At 69.4% G+C, this 16,285-nt stretch carries 12 protein-coding genes and 4 pseudogenes; 9 read left to right on the top strand and 7 right to left on the bottom strand.

Going from position 1 to position 16,285, the window contains the following annotated elements; genetic code table 11:
* Positions 1-2: 2 nt before the first annotated feature.
* From M2437_RS07050 to M2437_RS07085, 8 genes and pseudogenes are all read left to right on the top strand, one after another.
* A complete protein-coding gene (locus tag M2437_RS07050) occupies positions 3-1,118 on the top strand; it encodes a CgeB family protein (RefSeq protein ID WP_253386937.1) in 1,116 nt (371 codons plus the stop codon).
* Between the two features lie 11 nt (positions 1,119-1,129).
* Positions 1,130-2,171 (top strand): annotated as a pseudogene (locus M2437_RS07055) (UDP-glucuronic acid decarboxylase family protein).
* Positions 2,171-3,268: an inositol-3-phosphate synthase gene (locus tag M2437_RS07060; protein WP_253386939.1), complete on the top strand. Its 1,098-nt coding sequence runs from the start codon at positions 2,171-2,173 to the stop codon at positions 3,266-3,268. The pseudogene M2437_RS07055 and the gene M2437_RS07060 overlap by 1 nt, the downstream one beginning before the upstream one ends.
* A pseudogene (locus M2437_RS07065) lies at positions 3,265-3,420 on the top strand (phosphoglycerate mutase family protein); the annotation flags it as partial. The gene M2437_RS07060 and the pseudogene M2437_RS07065, both read left to right, overlap by 4 nt.
* Before the next feature lie 147 nt (positions 3,421-3,567).
* Positions 3,568-4,050, top strand: coding sequence for a histidine phosphatase family protein (locus M2437_RS07070; RefSeq protein WP_253389600.1), 483 nt, complete (start codon positions 3,568-3,570; stop codon positions 4,048-4,050).
* On the top strand, positions 4,047-4,835 hold the full coding sequence (locus tag M2437_RS07075; RefSeq protein ID WP_253386940.1) for a TIGR04290 family methyltransferase: 789 nt from the start codon (positions 4,047-4,049) through the stop codon (positions 4,833-4,835). The genes M2437_RS07070 and M2437_RS07075 overlap by 4 nt, the downstream gene beginning before the upstream one ends.
* A complete protein-coding gene (locus M2437_RS07080) occupies positions 4,832-5,779 on the top strand; it encodes a glycoside hydrolase 5 family protein (RefSeq protein WP_253386941.1) in 948 nt (315 codons plus the stop codon). Before M2437_RS07075 ends, M2437_RS07080 begins: the two co-directional genes overlap by 4 nt.
* Positions 5,780-5,820: 41 nt before the next feature.
* A pseudogene (locus M2437_RS07085) lies at positions 5,821-5,961 on the top strand (IS3 family transposase); the annotation flags it as partial.
* A 113-nt stretch (positions 5,962-6,074) separates the two neighbouring features.
* On the opposite strand, the gene M2437_RS07090 reads toward M2437_RS07085, so the two are convergent.
* Positions 6,075-7,436 carry a TAXI family TRAP transporter solute-binding subunit gene (locus M2437_RS07090; RefSeq protein WP_253386942.1) on the bottom strand — a complete coding sequence of 454 codons (1,362 nt, stop codon included), beginning with the start codon at positions 7,434-7,436 and terminating at the stop codon, positions 6,075-6,077.
* A 209-nt stretch (positions 7,437-7,645) separates the two neighbouring features.
* On the opposite strand from M2437_RS07090, the gene M2437_RS07095 reads away from it, so the two are divergent.
* Entirely contained in the window at positions 7,646-7,879 is a 234-nt protein-coding gene (locus M2437_RS07095; RefSeq protein WP_253386943.1) for a hypothetical protein, read from the top strand.
* A gap of 238 nt (positions 7,880-8,117) precedes the next feature.
* On the opposite strand, the gene M2437_RS07100 is transcribed toward M2437_RS07095, so the two are convergent.
* From M2437_RS07100 to kdpA, 6 genes and pseudogenes are all read right to left on the bottom strand, one after another.
* Positions 8,118-8,864: a response regulator gene (locus tag M2437_RS07100; protein WP_253386944.1), complete on the bottom strand. Its 747-nt coding sequence runs from the start codon at positions 8,862-8,864 to the stop codon at positions 8,118-8,120.
* On the bottom strand, positions 8,861-11,578 hold the full coding sequence (locus tag M2437_RS07105; RefSeq protein ID WP_253386945.1) for an ATP-binding protein: 2,718 nt from the start codon (positions 11,576-11,578) through the stop codon (positions 8,861-8,863). The genes M2437_RS07100 and M2437_RS07105 overlap by 4 nt, the downstream gene beginning before the upstream one ends.
* Positions 11,579-11,588: 10 nt before the next feature.
* A complete protein-coding gene (locus tag M2437_RS07110; RefSeq protein WP_253386946.1) occupies positions 11,589-12,194 on the bottom strand; it encodes a K(+)-transporting ATPase subunit C in 606 nt (201 codons plus the stop codon).
* A 23-nt stretch (positions 12,195-12,217) separates the two neighbouring features.
* Positions 12,218-14,310, bottom strand: a pseudogene (kdpB, locus tag M2437_RS07115) (potassium-transporting ATPase subunit KdpB).
* A gap of 59 nt (positions 14,311-14,369) precedes the next feature.
* A complete protein-coding gene (locus M2437_RS07120; protein ID WP_253386948.1) occupies positions 14,370-14,558 on the bottom strand; it encodes a hypothetical protein in 189 nt (62 codons plus the stop codon).
* Position 14,559: 1 nt separating this feature from the next.
* Positions 14,560-16,275, bottom strand: a complete 1,716-nt coding sequence (gene kdpA, locus M2437_RS07125; protein WP_253386949.1) for a potassium-transporting ATPase subunit KdpA — start codon at positions 16,273-16,275, stop codon at positions 14,560-14,562.
* Between the last annotated feature and the right edge of the window lie 10 nt (positions 16,276-16,285).

The raw sequence follows: 16,285 nt of genomic DNA on the forward strand, positions 1-16,285 counted from the left end.
GCATGACGCGCACGCCGCTGCGCCTCGTGGTGCTGGGTCTGAGCCTGTCCTCGTCATGGGGCAACGGCCACGCCACCACCTACCGCGCCCTGCTCCGGGCCTTCGCGGCCCGCGGCCACGAAGTCCTGTTCTTGGAGCGCGACGTGCCCTGGTACGCGGCCCACCGCGACCTGACCGATTCGGACTTTTGCAGACTGGCCCTCTACGCCGACCTCGATGACCTCGAGGATCACCGCGCAGCGATCGAACAGGCGGATGCCGTCGTCGTCGGCTCCTACGTGCCCGATGGGATCGCGGTGGGCCGCCGCGTCCTCGCCTGGGCGGAGGGCACCCGCGCCTTCTACGACATCGACACGCCGGTGACGCTGGCGAGCCTCGCCGCCGGCACCTGCACCTATCTCGAAGCCAATCAGATCGAAGCTTACGACCTCTATCTCTCCTTCACCGGCGGCCCGACCCTGGAGCGGCTGGAGGAGCGCTACGGCTCGCCCGCGGCGCGTGCTCTCTACTGCTCTGTGGATCCGGAGGCCTATCCGCCGTTTGCAGGAGAAAAAGCCTATGATCTGAGCTATCTCGGCACCTACAGTCCCGACCGACAGCCGATCCTGGAGCAATTGCTGATCGAGCCGGCCCGCCGCGCGCCCGACCTGCGCTTCGCGGTCTCCGGCCCGCAATACCCGGACGGGATCGACTGGCCGGCCAATGTCACCCGCACCGATCACCTGCCGCCGGAATCCCATCCGGCCTTCTACGGGCAGAGCCGCTACACCCTGAACGTCACCCGCGCCGACATGACCGCGGCGGGCTACAGCCCGAGCGTGCGCCTGTTCGAGGCTGCCGCCTGCGCCATCCCGATCCTGAGCGACCGCTGGGACGGCCTCGACACGATCCTCGCGCCTGGCCGCGAGATCCTGTGCCCCGAGGGGCCGGACGCCGTGCTGGCGATCCTGCGCGACCGGCCTGAACCCGAGCGCCGCCGGATCGGCGAGGCGGGCCGTGCCGCGATCCTCGCCCGGCATTCCGCCGCCCACCGCGCCGCAGAATTCGAAACGCACCTGCGCGAAGCAGCCGCCCGGCTGGCATTCCTCCGAACGCCGCCTCGAACGGTCACCAACTGAGGGCAACAGCGATGGACAGACAGGCTGAATGGGTGCTCGTCGCTGGTGGGGCCGGCTTCATCGGCTCGCACCTCGTCGATGCTCTGCTGGCGCGGGGCGCACGCGTCGTCGCCCTCGACAGTCTGCTCACCGGCCGCCGCGACAACCTCGCCCATCTCAGCCGCGAGCCGCGTTTCGAGTTCGTCGAGGCAGACATCACAGAGCCGCTGCCGCGGCTGCCGCGCTTCGAACGGGTGTTCAACCTCGCCTGCGCGGCCTCACCCCCGCACTATCAGGCCGATCCGATCCACACGATGCTGACGAGCGTCGTCGGAACCCTGCGCCTGCTGGAGCGGGCACGCAATGACGGGGCGCGCTTCCTCCAGGCCTCGACCAGCGAGTGTCTACGGCGACCCGCTCGTGCATCCGCAGCCGGAAGCCTATTGGGGCAACGTCAATCCGACCGGCCCGCGCGCCTGCTACGACGAGGGAAAGCGCGCCGCCGAGACGCTGGCCTTCGATTTCGAGCGCGGCCAGGGGCTGGAAGTCCGGGTCGCGCGCATCTTCAACACCTACGGACCCCGGATGCGAGCCGACGACGGGCGCGTCGTCTCGAACGTGATCTGTCAGGCGCTCGCCGAGGCGCCCGTCACCGTCTACGGCGACGGCGAGCAGACCCGCTCGTTCTGCTACGTCACCGACCTCGTCGAGGGGCTGATGCGGCTCATGGCATGCGAGGCCGCGCCGGGCGGCCCGGTCAATCTCGGTAACCCGCGCGAGATGACGGTCGCCGAACTGGTCAGCCTGGTCGCGGAGATGACCGGCACGCGCTCGCCCGTGGTGCGCCGCCCGCTGCCCGTGGACGATCCGCAGCGTCGCCGCCCGGACATCGCCCGCGCGCAGGCGCTGCTCGGCTGGTCGCCGAAGGTGGCGCTGGAACAGGGCCTTGAGGCGACAATCGCGTGGTTTGCCGGCGAGATCCGCGCGCCCGAGCAACCCGTCGCGAAGCCCCGATCCATCGGCGGACGCCACCTTCGCCCGGTCGAGGCCGCCCTTGCGCGGCAGGCCCCGTGATGGCCACCGCACCAATCCGCGTCGGCATCATCGGAGTGGGCAATTGCGCCTCCTCCTTCGTGCAGGGCCTGCACTATTACCGCGAGGCTGACGCCGATACGGCGGTGCCGGGCCTGATCTCGCCCGAACTGGGCGGTTACTGCATCGGCGACATCGAAGTGGTGAGCGCCTTCGACGTGGCAGCGGACAAGGTCGGGCGCGACGTGGCCGACGCGATCCTGGCTCCGCCCAACAACACGCACCGCTTCGCTGCGGTGCCTCGGACCGGCGTGACCGTGCGGCGCGGGCCGACACTGGACGGGATCGGCCGCTACCTTCAGGGCATCATCGCTGAATCAAACGAGCCGGTTGCCGACGTGGTGGCGGAGTTGCAGCGCAGCCGCACGCAGGTGCTGCTCTCCTACTTGCCAGTCGGCTCGCAAGCGGCGGGCGAGTTCTATGCCCACTGCGCGCTGGAGGCCGGCTGCGCTCTCGTGAACTGCATCCCGGTCTTCATCGCCTCGGATGCCGGCTGGCGGAAGCGATTCGAGGAGCGGGGCCTGCCGATCGTCGGCGACGACATCAAGAGTCAGGTCGGCGCCACCATCGTGCACCGGATGCTGGCCAATCTTCTGCGCGAGCGCGGCGTGAAATTGGAGCGCACCTACCAACTCAATTTCGGCGGTAATGCCGACTTTCTGAACATGCTGGAGCGCGAGCGGCTGGAATCGAAGAAGCTTTCCAAGACCCGTGCGGTGACCAGCCAGCTTGCCACGCCGTTGGCAGACGGCGACATCCATGTCGGCCCGAGCGACCACGTGCCCTGGCTCGAAGACCGCAAATGGGCGCAGATCCGGCTGGAGGGCACCGGCTTCGGCGGTGTGCCCCTCAACATCGAACTGAAGCTGGAGGTCTGGGACTCGCCCAATTCCGCGGGTGTCGTCGTGGACGCCGTGCGCTGCGCCCGCATCGCACTCGATCGCGGGATCGGCGGCGCGCTGCTCGGACCTTCGGGCTGGTTCATGAAGTCGCCGCCGGTCCAGTTCACCGACGCCGAGGCGCATGCGCGCACGCTCCGCTTCGCCGCGGGCGAGGCGGAAGAGCCCGCCGCCCGATGAGGCGGGTTTTTCTCGTGCGCCATGCGAGCCACGACCGGCTCGGGAAAGTGCTGTGCGGGCGAATGCCCGACGTTTCGCTGAGTGCGCAGGGACGGGCCGAAGCGGAGGCGATGGCGACCGCGCTCGCGCGACGGCTCGCTCCCGACCTTCACACATCGCCAACCGAGCAGGATCGCGCGCCTCTCCTCTCCCTTGCGGGGAGGAGGGAGGAGCCGGAGGCGGCGCAGCACGAGGCGCCTCGGTACCCACTGCGCGCCCCTGACTCACAGGGAGGAGGGGAGCGCACGCGTCTCGCCCCGGTGAGCGATGGGGAACGAACGCCCCGAAGCGGCATCCGAGTCCTCTCGAGCCCACAGACCCGCACGCAGGAAACCGCCGCGCCGCTCGCGCAGAAGCTCGCCGCCGCGATCGAGACCGCCAACGAGATCGACGAGATCGAGTTCGGCGCCTGGACCGGTCGCGCCTTTGCCGAGTTCGACTCCGATCCCGCTTGGGTCGCCTGGAACGCGGAACGCGCCACCGCCCGCCCGCCGGGCGGCGAGAGCATGGGCGAGGTGCAGGCGCGCGCCCTTCGCCTGCTCGACCATCTCAGCCGCGAGGAGGGCCCGCCCGCGATCCTCGTGAGCCACGCCGACACGATCCGCGCCGCCTTGCTCGGCGTGTTGGGGCTCGGCCTCGACGCCTACGACCGCATCGTCGTCGCCCCGTCCTCATGGAGCGAACTCGCACTCTGGCCCGGCGGCGGCCGGGTGGTGTCGATCAACGAGCGAGCGAGCCCATGACGCGTCTTGCGACGGATGCCACCAGTTCCGAGGCGTTACGCCGGGAGGCCGACGCCCTCGGGCCCTGGTTCCACAACATCGACCTGGGCGGGGTCTGGACTGCGCCCGATCACTTCCTCGGTGATTATCCAGGGTTGAAGTGGCGTCGGTTCGCGTCCGCACTTCCCGCCGATCTCGCCGGCAAGTCCGTGCTCGATATTGGCTGCAACGGCGGCTTCTATTCGATCGAGATGAAACGTCGCGGTGCGTCCCGGGTGCTCGGCCTCGATTCCGACGAGCGCTACCTCGCGCAGGCCCGCTTCGCGGCCAGCCACCTTGGCCACGACATCGAGTTCCGCAAGCTCTCGGTCTACGATGTCGGGGCATTGGCCGAGCGCTTCGACGTGGTTCTCTTCATGGGGGTGCTCTACCACCTGCGCCACCCGCTGCTGGCCCTCGACCTGATCCACGAACACGTGGCCGGTGATCTCCTGGTGTTCCAGTCGATGCTGCGCGGATCGTCTCAGGTCGAGCCGGTGGCGGACGATTACGACTTCTGGGACATGGATCAGTTCGAGCGGCCCGGTTACCCGCGGCTCCACTTCGTCGAGCATTCCTATGCCCGCGACTGGACGAACTGGTGGATCCCCAACCGCGCGGGGATGGAGGCGATGCTGCGCGCGAGCGGCTTTACGATCGAGAGCCGGCCGGAGGCGGAGGTTTATCTCTGTCGGCGGGCGCCCGCACCGGCTGGGGCAGAAGCCGTCTATCCGGCACGCGGGATCAACGGGAGGGAGGGCCAATGATCGAAGCGGTCATGCTCTGGAACGAGCCCAACAATAAGTCTCACTGGGATCCGGAGATCGACCCCGACTGGTTTCTGTTCAGCGAGATGGTGAAGCAGGCCTCCCGCGCGATCCGGACGGAGGCGCCGGACCTGCCCCAGGTGCTCGGCGGCATCTCGCCGATCGATCCGGTATTCATGCAGCACATGCAGGCCCGAGGCGTGCTCGATGGGCTCGATGCGGTGGCCGTGCATGGCTTCCCCCTCGACTGGAACCTGTGGCCGATCCACGACTGGCCCCAGAAGATCGCCGAGATCCGCGCGGTGACTCACCTACCGGTCTGGGTCTCGGAGGTCGGCGTGTCGAGTTTTGGCGCCGAGGAGGTCCAGGCCTGGGGCTGCCGCCGCACCGCGGAGCTGCTGCGGGGGCAGGCCCCACGTATCCACTGGTACAGCCTCTACGACCTGCCGCGGGAATGGGAGGCCACCACCCGCCACCGCGAGGCGGAGGGCTCCTCCTATTACCGCCACTTCCACATGGGCTTGCTGCGCCAGGACGGCACGCCGAAGCTCGCGCTGGAGGAATTCGCCCGCTGCACCCCGGATTTCGGGTTGTGCCAGTGGTTCCACTACCAGGATCACCGTTTGGACGAAGCGGTAGCCTGGATGAAGCGCCTCGGCGTCACCTACCTGCGCACCGGCCTGTCCTGGGCCGACAGCTTCCGCCCCGACGCCCTCGACTGGTTCGACCGGCAGATGACGGCTCTGCAGGACTTCAAAGTGACGGTGACCTTCTGCTTCACGCCCGAGCATCGCGGCATCGCCGCCCACCACACCAGCCCGCCGCTGGTTCGAGAAGAGTTCGCAGAGTTTTGCGCCGCGATGGTGCGTCGATACGCGGATCGCCAGCCCGTCCAAGTCGAGGCCTTGCCGGTACCGGAGATGCCGTTTCTGTGGTGCAAGTAAGTTTTCGCCGAATCGGGTTGCTTCGGACTCCGTATAGCAACCTCGTTGCGTCGGCTGAGAGGTACGGCCGCTACGGCGACCGCAAGATCAGCGCGTGGCTGAAGGCGGTCGGCTGATGGGTCAACGACAAGCGTGTCGAGCGGATCTGGCGGCGGGAAGGCCGGAAGGTGCCGGCCAAGCGAATTGTCGTGCAGAGACCGACCCTGCACTGACTTCGAAATCGGACCACCGCGTGAGGACCGATCAGCAGAGCTTCGTATTGGCGTCGCCGAACCTCCCTCGGTCGTCCGGGCGGTCAGCCGATGGGCCTACCCGCACCGCTTAGTGCCCGCCTGAGCGTCGAGCGTGCCGCGTCGATGGCGACGGTGGCAGCACTCAGGGTCCGCGGTTCGGTTGGCTTGTTCAGGGCGTGGCGTGCGATACTGGCCGCGAGGTCATCCACCTCGCCTGCCATTGCCTCCAGACGCTCGCGGTCGGTCTCGCGGCGGGCTTCGGAGCGCAGTTCCAGCAGGCGTGCGGTGGCCACCTCGATCCGTTCGCGCCGCTGGCGCCCGATGCGCTGCCGAAGCCAAGCTGCTGTGGATCCCAAGCCGCCCCCCAGGATAGCCACGAGGTAGATCCAGCTCTCGTAGCGTTCGATCAAGGTCTCCTGCTCGCGCTCGTAGTAGTCGAGGGCGCCCGGATGAATGGGCAGGCGGGCGCTGGTCGCGTCGGCCGTGTCCTCGTAATCCGGGTGGCTGACGTCCTCCGCGGCGGGGACCGTCTCGGCCAGGGCCGCGCGCATCTCGAACAGGTGCTGCGTCACCTCGGCGGCCACGCTCCGCGACAGGTTGGCCCGCGCCATCAGGCGGTAGGACGAGCCTACGGTAGCGACGTCCTCGGCCGGCAGGCGGGGATTGCCGCCGTACAGGGCGGCCGGCACCGTCACCGGCTGCAGGCGCGGCCGCCGCGCCAGCACCGCTGCGGTATCGGGCAAACCGATCAGCGCGACGTCACCGCCATCGCTCGCCTCGCCCACCAGGGTGACCACCCGTCGCGCGGCCGGGGAACTGGGCGTCGTCACGAGAGCCATGGCGTCGATGCGCCCGTCGCGGAGCGCCGTTGCGACATCGGCCTCCTCAATCGGGACCAGCACCACCGCGGTGTTGTTCACGGCCCCGGCCGGAGCGTCGGTCAGGAGCTCGAACCCGTAGTGGCCGACGAGGTCGTGGAGCAGCGTCCGGTCGGCCGTCCGGCTCGCGAGCATACCCAGCCGTTTGCCTGCGAGGTCCGGGATGTCCTTGGTGCCGGAGGCACCTGGCGCGGCAACGAAGGCGGCGAGCGTGCGCAGGACCGCCAAGGTTAGGCCGTTGCCCGGCATCGCCACGTCCGGCCGAACCACCGCTAGGTCGGCCTTGCCGGCCTTCAACGCCTCCGCGCTCTCGCGCACCCCAGCGAAGGATACGACCTTCAGCCGGATGCCGAGGTTCCGCCGGGCGAGCTCGTCGGCGTAGGCCCGCAGCAGCGCCGGCTCGGTGCCGCCATTGGGGGCGACCGCGATGGTCAGGGTCGTGGGACGCGTGAGATGGAACGCCGCGACGGCGCCGAGCACGAGCAGAAGCGCCAAGCCGAGGGGGAGAAATACCTCGCGAACACTCGAAAACCCCAACCGACGCACGCACGCCCCTCGCTTGCTCTGGGCTGGTTCGGCCCTGCTGCCAAGGTGGGCGACGCGCCACCGGTTTTCGAGGGGATCGGCCTGCCCGCCACGCGGAATCCTAACGAGACGCTTATGGGATCGGCCCCGCGACCCGCTCGAACCCTTACGCATCCTGGTACAGCTTGAGAGCGCGGTCCCGTGAGGACTGCGTGAACCCCAGACATACGATGTCGCCCACACTCCAAGTCGCCGCCATCCACGCTGACGCTTCCGCCACGGACGCTGACCGGTTCATCGTCAGTCAGGACCCCGAGGGTCACTGGGTGGCCATCGAGATCCACGGGCGCGCCGGCGGCCTGTTCCGGAGCCGGAAGGACGCTGTCGACTACGCCGAGGACGAGACCGACCACCGGCCCGATGCCGTGCTCCTGTCCGGCGCCTGCATCGAGCTGCGCATCTGAGGCTGCGGGCGACGGCATGGTTCGGCCCTGCCTGGCACCCAAATCCCTCCCGTCATCTGCCGTGGGGGTTTTCAGCATCCGTCCGAGCCGGCCGCTGGGCTCGGGATGCTGCCTCGACTAATCACCTGCTCGGTCGGCGCACGGCCGTTCCGGCTCCCCCAATGAGCGCGCGACCACTCCTGGAGCGAGGAACGCGTCGAGGGTCATCGTGCCGGTCGATGACGTTCGGGGATCGCCATCACGAGCTTGCCTCCGTCACGGCCGGCTTGGGGTCGTTTGCCGCGCGCAGCTTGAGGTTCGGTTCGTCGTCGGGAGCCCGCAGGCGATAGCCGACGCCGGTCTCGGTGAGAAGGATGCGCGGCCGCTCCGGATCGGCCTCCAGCTTCTGCCGGAGCTGGCGCATGTAGACGCGCAGATACTGTGGGTCCGACGAGACCGAGACCTCGTTCATGAGCTGGGCGTGGGTGAGCACCTTGCCGGCATGCAGCACCATGATGCGCAAGAAAGCGTATTCGCGCGGGGTCAGCTTCACCTCGACGTCATCGACCTTCACGATGCGCCGGACGAGGTCGACCGAGAGCCCGTCGACCCGGAAGACCGGCCGCTCGCCGCGGGCGGCCAGTTGGTGGCGCAAGGCAGCGCGGAGGCGTGCGAGCAGTTCCGCCATGCCGAAGGGCTTGGTGACGTAGTCGTCGGCACCGAGATCGAGCGCCTCGACCTTACCGCCCTCGTCGTCCCGGCTCGACAGCACCACCACCGGCAGGCCGGGGTGGCTCGCCCGGATCGCGCGGAGCAGGTCGTGCCCGCGCATATCGGGAAGCCCCAGGTCGAGGATGACGAGGTCCGGGCTGTCGCGGCCGAGCACCTCCAGGGCGGCCGCGGCGTTCGGCGCTTCCAGGATGGCGTAGCCCTGGGTGGCGAGCCCCATGCGCAGCAGCTTGCGGATCGGCGGCTCGTCGTCGATGACCAAGATGGTCGGGCTCATGCGGCGATATCCCTCGGCGTGGGCTGGGCCGGAACCGGGAGCGTCACGGTGAAGGCGGCCCCCAACCGGTCCCGGCGGTTGCCGGCGGTGACCGTGCCGCCCATGGCTTCGACGAAGCCGCGCGAGATGGCGAGGCCGAGTCCGGTCCCGGCCCGCACCCGGTCGCTCTTCCGGACGCGGTAGAACTTGTCGAACACGCGCTCGACGTCGGCCTCCGGGAGCCCGAACCCCTCGTCCAGAACCTCGATGCGCACGGTGTGGCCGTCCTGCCGGGCGCGCAAAGTGACAGTCGAGTCCTCGGGCGCGTACTTCGCGGCGTTGTCGAGCAGGTTGACCAGCACCTGCTCGAACAGGACCGGATCGAGCCGCAGGGTCGGCAGGTCGGGTGCGATCTCGACCGCGACCCGGTGGCCGGCGAGGATCTTCTGGGTCCGCCGCAGGGCGGTGTCGATGGTCTCGGCGACATCCTGGAGCCCCAGATTCGGCGCCACGGCTCCGGCCTCCAGCCGCGTCATGTCGAGCAGGTTCACGATGAAGCGGTTCAACCGCTCCGATTCCTCGATGATGGTCGTCAACAACTCCGCCTTGGCCTCGACCGGGAGGGCGCCGTCGAGGTCCCGCAATGTGCTGGCAGCGCCGAGCACCGAGGCGAGCGGCGTGCGCAGATCGTGGCTGATCGAGGTCAGCAGCGCCCGGGCGAGGCGGTCGGTCTCGGCGTCACGCTCGGCCCGGTCGAGATCCTCCACGAGGCGCACCCGCTCGAGCGCGAGCGCGCCCATATCAGCGAGCGCGTCGAGCAGGCGCCGACCTTCGGGTGTCAGGATCGGTCCCGTGCCGTCCGCATCGAGGCCGATCACCCCGATGGTGCCGCGCCCGGTGCGCATCGGCAGGAACAGGCGCTTGGCCCCGGGCAGGGTGTCTGCGCCGCGCCCGGCCGGGCGCTCGTTGTCGAAGGCCCACTGCGCCGCCGCCAGGTCGGCCTCGTCCAGCATGTCCTCCGGCGGGTAGCCGGCACGGACGGCGACGGTCTGAGCATCCGGCAGGAGGAGGACGACGCGCACCCTCAGCATGGCCGCGACCTGCGCGGAGGTTGCCCAGAGCACGTCGTCGAGGGTCCCGCAGGCCGCGAGCTTGCGCGAAAATCCGAAGAGCCGCTCCGTCGCCTTCGCGCGGCCCTGGCTGACCACGGCGCTCAGGCGAGCGCGGGCGGCGAGGTTCGAGACCAGCACCGCCACCAGGGTGAAGAGCAGGAAGGCCGCGACGTTGGTCGGGTCGGCGATGGTGAAGGTGTAGACCGGCGGCAGGAAGAAGAAGTTGTACGACAGCGAGGCGGCGACCACCGCGGCGAGCGAGGGGCCCAGGCCCCAGCGGACGGCCACCGCCACGACGGCGGTCAGCAGCATGAGGTCGGCGTTCTCGACGCCCGTCGACGGCTCCAGCAGCAGGGCGAGCCCGAGCCCGGCACCGGTGACGAGCAGCGCCAGAGCGTAGGACCGGGCATCGAAGGTGGTGGGTGGAGCGGCGGTGGCGACCGCGCGCCGGGACGCCGTCTCGGCCGGCGCGACCTCGCCCGGCACCACGTGGACGCTGATGTTGCCGCTGCGGCGGACGAGGTCGTGCACCACCGAGCCGTTCACCAGCTCGAAGATCCAGGAGCGCGTCGCCTTGCCCACCACGATGTGGTTCACGTTGGCGGAGCGTGCGTAGGCGAGGATGTCGTCGGCGATGCGCCGGCCGCCCGGCAGGGTGACGGCGTCGCCACCGAGCCGGTCGGCGAGCCGCAAGGCCTCGGCCACCCGGTCGCGCGCGGCCTCGCTGAGGGAGGCGGCGCGCGGTCCTTCGACCACCAGGGCGGTCCAGGGGGCGTGGAGACGGTCTGCCAGCCGCTTGGCGTAGCGCACGAGGCCTGCCGAGCGCGGATCCTCGCTCACGCAGACGAGCACGCGCTCGCCCGCCGCCCAGGGGCCGGGAATCGCGTTCGCCCGCATGTGGCTCAGGAGCTCGTCATCGACCCGGTCGGCCGTTCGACGCAGGGCGAGTTCCCGCAGGGCCGTCAGATTGCCGCGTGAGAAGTAGTGCTTCAGTGCTCGTTCGGCGTTCGCCGGCACGTAGACCTTGCCCGCCTTCAGGCGCTCGATCAAATCGTCCGGGTTGAGGTCGACCACTTCGATGTCGTCGGCCCGGTCGAGGATGCTGTCCGGCACGGTTTCGCGCACGCGGATGCGGGTGATGGAGGCCACGACGTCGTTGAGACTCTCGACGTGCTGGATGTTCAGCGTCGTCAGGACATCGATGCCGGCGTCGAGCAGTTCCTCCACGTCCTGATAGCGCTTCGGGTGGCGTGAGCCGGGCGCGTTGGTGTGGGCGAGCTCGTCGACCAGCGCCAGGGCCGGGCGGCGCGCCAGCAGCGCGTCGAGGTCCATCTCCTCCAGCACAGTGCCACGGTAGGGCACGGCCCGTCGGGGGATGGTCTCGAAGCCGTCGAGCAGGGCTTCGGTCTCGGCCCGGCCATGGGTCTCGACAACGCCGACCACGACGTCGGCCCCGGCGGTGAGCCGGGCGCGCCCGATGGTAAGCATCTCGTAGGTCTTGCCGACGCCGGGGGCGGCGCCGAGGAAAACCTTGAGACGGCCGCGCGTCCGCTCCTCCCGACGCGCCGCTTCGAGCAGCGCGTCGGGCGAGGGGCGGTTCGGATCGCGGCCGGTCCCAGGCATGGTTCGCTCTTTAGCGCTTGGTGAGGTCGTCCAGGACAAGATTCAGCGCGAGCACGTTGACGCGCGGTTCGCCGAGCAGTCCGAGGGTACGGCCGTGGACCTGACCGGCGACGAGGTCGCGGAGCCGATCCTCGGGCAGATTGCGGTCCCGGGCGATACGCGGCACCTGGAACAGGGCGGCTTCAGGCGAGACGTCGGGGTCGAGACCTGAGCCGCTCGTGGTGACGAGGTCGATCGGCACAGGCCGGCCCGGGTTCTCGGCCTTCAGCGCGGCGAGGTCACCCTTCACGCGCTCGGCCAGCGCCGCGCTCGTGGGCCCGAGATTCGAGCCGGCGGAGTTGGCCGCGTTGTAGGGGGCCGGCACTGTCTTGGAAGCATCCGCCGGATCGGCGGCGGTGGTGGCCGAGGGCCGGCCATGGAAGTAGCCTTCGCCGGTGAAGCTCTGGCCGATCAGGCTGGAACCGACGATCGTGCCGTCGCGCTCGATCAAGCTCCCGGCAGCCTTGGCCGGGAAGAGCGCCCCGGCGATCCCGGTGACGGCAAGGGGGTAGGCGAGGCCCGTGACCGCCGTCAGCGCGACGAGCAGCACGAGGGCGGGACGAAGCTGGTTCAGCATGGGAGGTCTCCGGGACCTGTCGTTCAAGCGAGATGGAGGGCGGTGACGGCGAGGTCGATGGCCTTGATGGCCACGAAGGGCACGAGGATGCCGCCGAGGCCGTAGATCAGCAGGTTGCGCCGCAGGAGCGAGGCCGCGCCGACCGGGCGGTAGGTCACGCCGCGCAGGGCGAGCGGGATCAGCGCGACGATGACGAGGGCGTTGAAGATGATGGCGGAGAGGATCGCACTCTGCGGAGAGGCCAGCCCCATGACGTTGAGTGCTTGAAGCTGCGGGTAGAGCGTCAGGAACATCGCCGGGATGATGGCGAAATACTTGGCGACGTCGTTGGCAATGGAGAACGTCGTCAGGGCACCGCGGGTCATCAGCAACTGCTTGCCGATGCCGACGATCTCGATGAGCTTCGTCGGGTCGGAGTCGAGATCGACCATGTTGCCGGCCTCGCGCGCCGCCACCGTGCCGGTGTTCATGGCAACCCCGACATCGGCCTGAGCCAGCGCCGGCGCGTCGTTGGTGCCGTCGCCGCACATCGCCACGAGCTTGCCTTCGGCCTGCTCACGCCGGATCAGCGCCAGCTTGTCCTCGGGGGTCGCCTGGGCGAGAAAGTCGTCCACGCCCGCCTCCGCGGCGATGGCGGCGGCGGTCATGGGATTGTCGCCCGTGATCATCACCGTGCGGATGCCCATGCGGCGCAGCTCCGCGAAGCGCTCGCGGATCCCGCCCTTCACGATGTCCTTCAGGGCAACGACGCCAAGCAGGCGTCCGTCCTTGGCCACCGCGAGCGGCGTGCCGCCGGCCTTGGCGATCTCTCCTCCGCGACGGCCCGGATCTCGGCCACCACCTCGGTCTCGGCGGCCGGGCGGTAGGCGAGGGCCACACTGGAGCCGCGGGTGGCCATCGGCGGCGCGGAGACCGAGGCGATGACGGCGTCGACCGCACCCTTGCGGATCGACGAGCCTTCAAGGTCCACACCCGACATCCGCGACTGCGCGGTGAAGGGCACGAAGGTGGCGTTCAGCCCGGCCATGTCGCGGGCGCGAATGCCGTAGGTCTCCTTGGCGAGCACGACGATGGAGCGGCCTTCGGGCGTCTCGTCGGCCAGCGAGGCGAGCTGCGCCGCGTCGGCCAGATCCTGCTCGGGGACACCACGGACGGGGCGGAACGCGGTGGCCTGGCGGTTGCCGAGCGTGATCGTGCCGGTCTTGTCGAGGAGCAGCGTGTCGATGTCGCCGGCGGCCTCGACGGCGCGGCCCGACATGGCGAGCACGTTGAAGCGGACCAGACGGTCCATGCCGGCGATGCCGATGGCGGACAGGAGCGCGCCGATGGTGGTCGGGATCAAAGTCACGAACAGCGCGACCAGCACGATCATGGGGATCGAGCCGCCGGCATAGCTGGCGAAGCTCGGGATGGTCGCCACCGCGAAGACGAACACGATGGTCAGCCCGGCGAGCAGGATGTTGAGCGCGATCTCGTTCGGGGTCTTCTGGCGCGCGGCGCCCTCGACGAGGGCGATCATGCGGTCGACGAAGGTCGATCCGGCTGCGGCCGTGATGCGGACCTTGATCTCGTCCGAGAGCACCTGCGTCCCCCCCGTCACCGCCGAGCGGTCGCCGCCCGACTCGCGGATGACCGGGGCCGACTCGCCCGTGATGGCCGCTTCGTTCACGGAGGCCAAACCCTCGATGACCTCGCCATCCGAGGGGATGAGGTCGCCGGCCTCGACGAGCACCACGTCGCCGACCTTGAGGCTGGTGCCGGGCACGGTCTCGTAGGCCCGGCCCCGGCCGGTGAGCCGCTTGGCGGTCATCTCGGTGCGGGTCCGCCGCAGGCTGTCAGCCTGGGCCTTGCCGCGGCCCTCGGCCAGCGCCTCGGCGAAGTTGGCGAAGATCAGGGTGAACCAGAGCCAGAGGATGATCTGGCCGGAGAAGAACAGGTCGCTGCCTCCGGTAACGAGGTCACGGACGAACAGCACGGTGGTCAGGGCCGCCACGACCTCGACCACGAACATGACCGGGTTGCGGGTCATGGCGCGGGGGTCGAGCTTCCTGACGGAGCCGAGAAAAGCGGGCCCGACCAGGGCGGCGCTGAACAGCGATGAGGACTTGCGGGACATGGGTTCGGGTGTCCGGAGAGGGCGAGGAGGCCCGGCGAGCGAGGCCGGGCCTTGCCGGTTCAGGGGGCAGTCGCACCGGCAGCCAGGGTGAAGGTCGCGGCGAGGGCGAGGCCGCCGAGCAGCGCCACACCGAGGAGAGCCAGCACGAGGTCCGAGGTGCGTACGGGCCTGGCCTCGGCGCCGTGGGCCCGGTGGTGCAGCATCGGGTGATGGCGCGGCATGCGCCGGTTCGGGACAGGGCGCGGCATCTCAGCCTCCGGTCCCGAAGGTCTGGCCCGCCGCCCCAGCGAAGTGCTCGACCACAGGGCCCAGCGCCAGCGCCGGGAAGAAGGTCAGGCCGCCGATGATCAGTACAACCCCGACGAGGAGGCCGACGAACAGCCCGCCATGGGTCGGGAAAGTGCCGGCGGAGGCCGGGAGCCGCTTCTTGGCGGCGAGCGAGCCGGCGATGGCCAGAACCGGGATCTTCACGAAGAAGCGGCCGACGAGCATGCCGATGGCCAGCGTCGTGTTGTAGAACAGCGCGTTGGCCGTCAGCCCGCCGAAGGCCGAGCCGTTGTTGGCGGCCGCCGAGGTGCAGGCGTAGAGGATCTCCGAGAAACCGTGCGGGCCGGCATTCGCGGGCCCGGCAAGACCGGCCGGCACCACCGTGGCAAAAGCCGTGAAGCCCAGCATCATCAGCGGCAGGCAGAGGATGCCGAGCATCGCCATCTTCACCTCGCGCGCCTCGATCTTCTTGCCGAGATATTCGGGGGTGCGTCCGACCATCAGGCCGGCCACGAAGATCGCGACCACGACGAAGACCAGCATGCCGTAGAGGCCGGCGCCGACGCCGCCGATGATGACCTCGCCGAGCTGCATGTTGAGCAGCGGAATCAGCCCGCCCAGCGCAGTAAAGCTGTCATGCATGGCGTTGACCGCACCGCAGGAGGCGGCTGTCGTGATCACCGCGAACAGCGCCGAGGCGGCGATGCCGAAGCGGACCTCCTTGCCCTCCATGTTGCCGCCGGTCAGGCCGAAATTGGACAGGACGCCGTGGGCGTTGGCCTCGGCCCAGTAGGTCACGGTGACGCCGGCGATGAAGAGCAGGCCCATCGCGGTGAGGATCGCCCAGCCTTGCCGCTCGTCCCCAACCATGCGGCCGAAGACGTTGGTGAGCGCGGCGCCGATCACGAAGATCGAGAGCATCTGCAGGAAGTTCGAGAGCGCCGTCGGGTTCTCGAAGGGGTGCGCGGCGTTGGCGTTGAAGAAGCCGCCGCCGTTGGTCCCCAGCATCTTGATGGCGACCTGGCTCGCCACCGGCCCGACCGCGATGGTCTGCTTCGCGCCCTCCAGCGTCGTCGCCTCGACGTAGGGCGAGAGGGTCTGCGGCATGCCCTGGGACACGTAGAACAGGGCCAGCACGGTGCAGAGTGGCAGCAACACGTAGAGGGTGGCGCGGGTCATATCGACCCAGAAGGAGCCCAGCGTCTTTGTCGAAGCCCGGGCGAAGCCGCGGATCAGCGCGACCGCCACCGCCATGCCCGATGCCGCCGAGACGAAGTTCTGGTGCGTCAGCCCCAGCATTTGGCTGAGGTAAGACAGAGTGGTCTCGCCGCCGTAGGACTGCCAGTTGGTGTTGGTGACGAAGCTCGTCGCGGTATTGAAGGCGAGGTCCGGTGCCACCGCCGCCTGCTCGGCTGGGTTGAGCGGCAACAGCGCCTGCAGGCGCAGGAGCGCGTAGAGCAGGACGAAGCCGGCGACGTTGAACAGGACCATCGCCCCTGCATAGGCGAGCCAGGTCTGCTCCTGGCGCGGGTCGATGCCGGAGACGCGATAGAGCCCGCGCTCGATCGGGGCGAGGGTGGGCGAGAGAAGCGTGCGCTCGCCGTCGAAGACGCGGGTCATGTACCCGCCGAGTGGCCGCACGAGCGCCAGCACGACCGCGCCGTACAGCGCGATCTGCATCCAGCCGTTGAGTGTCATGGAGGTTCGT

The sequence above is a fragment of the Methylorubrum pseudosasae genome (assembly GCF_029504475.1).
GTDB classification, from domain to species: Bacteria; Pseudomonadota; Alphaproteobacteria; order Rhizobiales; family Beijerinckiaceae; genus Methylobacterium; species Methylobacterium extorquens.

Excerpts from the sequence above, each read along its gene's own strand:
- M2437_RS07110 (WP_253386946.1), bottom strand. The coding sequence starts at position 12,194 with ATGCTGAACCAGCTTCGTCCCGCCCTCGTGCTGCTCGTCGCGCTGACG.
- M2437_RS07120 (WP_253386948.1), bottom strand. The coding sequence starts at position 14,558 with ATGCCGCGCCCTGTCCCGAACCGGCGCATGCCGCGCCATCACCCGATG.
- M2437_RS07050 (WP_253386937.1), top strand. The coding sequence starts at position 3 with ATGACGCGCACGCCGCTGCGCCTCGTGGTGCTGGGTCTGAGCCTGTCC.
- M2437_RS07100 (WP_253386944.1), bottom strand. The coding sequence starts at position 8,864 with ATGAGCCCGACCATCTTGGTCATCGACGACGAGCCGCCGATCCGCAAG.
- kdpA (WP_253386949.1), bottom strand. The coding sequence starts at position 16,275 with ATGACACTCAACGGCTGGATGCAGATCGCGCTGTACGGCGCGGTCGTG.
- M2437_RS07105 (WP_253386945.1), bottom strand. The coding sequence starts at position 11,578 with ATGCCTGGGACCGGCCGCGATCCGAACCGCCCCTCGCCCGACGCGCTG.
- M2437_RS07060 (WP_253386939.1), top strand. The coding sequence starts at position 2,171 with ATGGCCACCGCACCAATCCGCGTCGGCATCATCGGAGTGGGCAATTGC.
- M2437_RS07075 (WP_253386940.1), top strand. The coding sequence starts at position 4,047 with ATGACGCGTCTTGCGACGGATGCCACCAGTTCCGAGGCGTTACGCCGG.
- M2437_RS07080 (WP_253386941.1), top strand. The coding sequence starts at position 4,832 with ATGATCGAAGCGGTCATGCTCTGGAACGAGCCCAACAATAAGTCTCAC.
- M2437_RS07095 (WP_253386943.1), top strand. The coding sequence starts at position 7,646 with ATGTCGCCCACACTCCAAGTCGCCGCCATCCACGCTGACGCTTCCGCC.